The organism is Sulfurimonas sp., assembly GCF_026991475.1.
Classification (GTDB): domain Bacteria; phylum Campylobacterota; class Campylobacteria; order Campylobacterales; family Sulfurimonadaceae; genus Sulfurimonas.
The window spans coordinates 1-4,082 of sequence record NZ_JALXBK010000093.1; the positions used below are offsets into that span (position 1 = coordinate 1).

Here is a 4,082-nt window from a genome sequence, read left to right on the forward strand (position 1 = left end):
AAATTGAAAAGCTCAAAAGAGAGCCGTAAAATCTGGGATTATACTTTTGAGCTAGATATTTTCTTCTACATATCAGAAACCTTAAAAATTGAGATGAAAACGACAAATAGCGATACAAAAGAGTTTTTCATAACAGAGGCTTTTCATACCTATTTTAATATTTCTAAGATTGCAGATGTGCAAATTTTTGGGCTTGAAAATAGACATTATATAGATACTTTAATAGATAAAGAAGTAGTGCAGCGAGGTAGCATAAAAATAGATAAAGAGGTAGATAGGATTTATAAGGAGAGCTCTTCTGAGATAGTTTTAGAAGATAGCGAGAAAAAAGTGCGTATTGAAGCTTTTAATTCAAACTCTGTTATTGTCTGGAACCCTTGGATAGAAAAATGTGCCAAAATGAGCGGGATGCAAAAAGAGGGATACAAAAAATTTGTATGTATAGAAAGTGCAAATGCTCTGGATGACTTTAAAATTGTAAAGCCAAACAAAAGTGTGAGCATCTCTGTAGAATATAGTACGCTGATTAAGCCTTAATATCTAGTAGAATTCCCATCATTTTATTTTGGGTGAGAGCGTTTAAAATTTTGTGTCAGTAACTTAAGTAGCACTTTTTTTATGCTAGAGTTTCAAAAGTAATGGCTGCGTAGTTAGTTAGGTGGAAATTGCATTTATTGGTTGAATAGGCGTTGCAAAATTTACTCAATGATAAAATAGTTTATAAAAGAAGTTGTATATAGCTTAAAAAGTATTTTTTGAAGTGCTTTAAAGTCCCTAATTTAGGGATAAATTGATGGTGCGGATGAAAGGACTTGAACCAAATAAACTAGATTTCTTTACGTTTCTTCTTAGCCTCAAAAGCCCTAAAAATAGGGACTTTAATTTTTTATAGATTCTTTTTAATGTATAATAATTCTTCAAAAGCGGACACCCAAGCGGACACCCAATGTAAAAGGGAAGTGAAATGGCATTAAATAAAAATGATTATGTTGCAGTGAAAAATGCATCTAACCTCTTCATACACAAGAAAGATAAAACAAAATTTTTATTTGATTTTAGATATGACAATAAACGCTATCGTAAAGCGTATAAAGTTCAAGCTACAGATTGGACAAAAGGTACATGCATTGCAGATGCCAAGAAAGCACTGCAGGAATATAAAAATGATGTAGAAGCTGGTTTTAATGCATTTGCTATTGTTACTCTCGATAAATTGTTTGAGTTATACTCTGAAACATTAGATGCCAATAAAAAATGGACTACCATCAAACGACAAAATTATGCAAGATATATTCAGCACTCATTAGGGAAAAAGAAGATTGATAAAATTCGTGAAATGGATGTTAAAAAGATTATTGCTAAGATGCAGGCAGAAAAATTGAGTCCAAGAACGCAGAAGTTGATATTGGAGGTATTGAAACCACTGTTTAATTTTGCAATTACGAATAAGTACATGAAAGAAAACCCTATAGCAAATCTAACGGTGAAAATACCAAACCAGAAGAAAGTGGTTACTGATGCAACAGCGCTATTTCAAAAAGTTCATAACTGCATTGTAACCTACTATAAAGATGAACCATTCTATCAGGCGCTATTTTTGTTCGCTTTGACTGGTCGTAGAAAATCAGAAATTCTTAATCTTAAATGGAAAAATATAGACTTTGAAAGTAACTACTACTGGATAGAAAATACTAAAAATGACGATAAACAGAAGTATCCACTGGCACCATATATTAAAGATCAAATTTTACTTATTCAAGATGATAGAAAAGGTCTTGTGTTTAAAAGTCCCGTTACTGGCGACGTCATTACGAATACTGATCGACAAATGAGGCAACTGAAAAAACATATAGGTATAAACAACCTCTCGTTACATTATATGAGAAATATTTTAGTTTCAATGTTGGCTGAGCAAAAAACCGAAGCCATTGTTCTGAGTGGTATTTTAGGGCACAAAGATGTAAATACTATCAATAAGTATTTGTCTGTAAACCATTACAAGAGTGGGCAGATAGGACTAGATAAGATTGATGATGTGCTTGATGTTGAGATACTTAACCACAATACTGATAACTAATTAGAATTTAAAAGAAAGTATGTTATCATCAGATGATAATAAAGGAATCAAGTGGATGATTTAGAAAATTTACTCAACTTACATGGAGAAGTTTTCCCTATGGATAATGGCTACTGGGTTAAGTTTGAGGCTTATCAAGTAGAAGTAAGTAAGTCTATACCTCATGGTATCAGATACTCATTAACTTTGCACGATAAGAATAACCATCGAGTTGTCGGTTATGACAATGCGCATAGTTTTAAATCATCTAAAAAGTATGGAGCAAGAAAAGAGTCATATGACCATATCCATAAACAGATGGATATAGTTGCTTATGAGTTTGAATCAGCCTCACAACTATTGGAAGATTTTTGGAAAAGTGTTGATTACTACATGGAGAATAATTAATGAAGATGAAAACAATAAAAGTTGGCATTATGTCAATGGAACAATATAAACAAAGAACTATAGATATAGCGAAGGGGATTTACAAGCCTAAAAAGGATGAACCAAAAGTGTGGTTTGAATCTGTAAAATCTATGGCTCAGATACTCTCTAATGAGAATCAAGATCTACTCAGAGTGATACTTGATAATCATCCTAAATCTCTTAAAGAGTTAGAAGAGTTGACTGGTAGAGCAAAATCAAATCTCTCTCGTACTCTTAAAACATTAGAGAGATATGGCATAGTGGAACTTCATAAACAGAACAATGCACTGGTTCCTGAAGTTAAGGCTACTCACTTTCAAGTTGAATTTGGACTTGAAGCAGCGTAATTATAAGTTTCATTCGTGATAAAAATAAGAATTAGACTTGTACAAAAATTCTGTCCGTATAGAGATTTTTAAGGTGCGACTATATTTATATTTTGAAAATGACTTAATTTGAGAAGTTTTTTATCATTTGTTATAAATTGGCTAGAGTCTGCGCGAGAAGCACTGCTTAAAATAAGCAAGTCCTCAAAATCTTCAAAGACATCGTTAAAAAAGTACTCTTTAGCATTGTGAAAGTCAATGTGTGTAAGGTACTGTGGAGTTATCTCATCACTAAGCATATCTATGGCGTGAAGTGTCTCTTTTGCATCGTGTTTTCTTTTTTCTGTAAGGACATAGTAAAATGTAGTGATAAAATCTGCTGAAAAAAAGAACTCATAATCTTCATTATCTTTATTTGCAAGATACCATGCAACGCTGCGTTTTGAGGTTGGACGTGTAGTGTCAAGCAGATCAAGACAAATGTTTGCATCAAGAAAGATTTTCATTATAGCTCTTTTTCATCTCTTTATAATCCATATCTCCAATTTTTCCATCTAAGATTCCTATAAAATTCCCACTTCTCTGTTTCGATTTTTTTTCAACTGTATCTATAAGTGTTGGCTCTTTGATGACAGCTTGGAAGTAGTGAGACAAGAACTGTGTAAAGTTTAAATTTCTTTCGTGTAATAAAGTACTTACTTTATCTACCAATTCTTTATCAAATTTAAAGTTTTTGCGTACAGTAAGAGAGCCCATACTTTACTCCTTTTATAGTATGTATATATTTAATACATACATATTATAGCGTATTTTACTTAACATATGGTATTTACAGTAAATAATCATCTATTACTAGGTAAAACCTCTCGATTATAAGAGTTCCCAAAAAAATACAATTACATATTATAGCTCTGAAACACAACACAAAGGAGCATGATGAAAAACTCACATTTCACAAACAACAAGACTCTTCAAGACTATTCCCACTGGTGGAATAGTCTTGACCTGAATTTCACCCCGTTAAATAACCTACACTACACACCGCTACAAGGAGCATAATCATGTGGAGTACATCTACGCTATTAACTATTGCCATAGCAGTAGGCAGCATTTTAAAAGAGACTCTTGATGAAGAAGAGCAATAAATCGAGACATATCCTAAAAGTTGTGTCTAACAGTAACACCTAACTAATTTTTCTCCTCATAAAATTTAAGATTGAATATTTGATTTAGTTCATAAAGTTTAGATTTTATCATCGGAACAGGTTTTT

Annotated in this window: 6 protein-coding genes; 4 read left to right on the top strand and 2 right to left on the bottom strand. The window is 32.3% G+C overall.

Annotation, left to right across the window (positions count from 1 at the left end; translation table 11 throughout):
- The 4 genes from MV589_RS07680 to MV589_RS07695 form a co-directional block, all read left to right on the top strand.
- Positions 1 to 537 (top strand): aldose epimerase family protein (locus MV589_RS07680; RefSeq protein ID WP_521966173.1); only part of this gene is annotated, 537 nt, incomplete at its 5' end.
- 427 nt (positions 538 to 964) lie between these two features.
- Positions 965 to 2,077, top strand: a complete 1,113-nt coding sequence (locus MV589_RS07685) for a tyrosine-type recombinase/integrase (RefSeq protein ID WP_297433558.1) — start codon at positions 965 to 967, stop codon at positions 2,075 to 2,077.
- A gap of 99 nt (positions 2,078 to 2,176) precedes the next feature.
- Positions 2,177 to 2,464: a toxin-antitoxin system TumE family protein gene (locus tag MV589_RS07690; RefSeq protein WP_297433560.1), complete on the top strand. Its 288-nt coding sequence runs from the start codon at positions 2,177 to 2,179 to the stop codon at positions 2,462 to 2,464.
- Positions 2,464 to 2,832, top strand: a complete 369-nt coding sequence (locus tag MV589_RS07695; protein ID WP_297433562.1) for an HVO_A0114 family putative DNA-binding protein — start codon at positions 2,464 to 2,466, stop codon at positions 2,830 to 2,832. The genes MV589_RS07690 and MV589_RS07695 overlap by 1 nt, the downstream gene beginning before the upstream one ends.
- A gap of 68 nt (positions 2,833 to 2,900) precedes the next feature.
- Here the strand turns inward: MV589_RS07695 and MV589_RS07700 are convergent, their stop codons facing one another.
- Both MV589_RS07700 and MV589_RS07705 read right to left on the bottom strand, forming a co-directional pair.
- Positions 2,901 to 3,317, bottom strand: coding sequence for a type II toxin-antitoxin system VapC family toxin (locus MV589_RS07700; RefSeq protein ID WP_297433564.1), 417 nt, complete (start codon positions 3,315 to 3,317; stop codon positions 2,901 to 2,903).
- On the bottom strand, positions 3,301 to 3,567 hold the full coding sequence (locus tag MV589_RS07705) for a hypothetical protein (protein ID WP_297433566.1): 267 nt from the start codon (positions 3,565 to 3,567) through the stop codon (positions 3,301 to 3,303). Before MV589_RS07705 ends, MV589_RS07700 begins: the two co-directional genes overlap by 17 nt.
- Positions 3,568 to 4,082 lie beyond the last annotated feature (515 nt).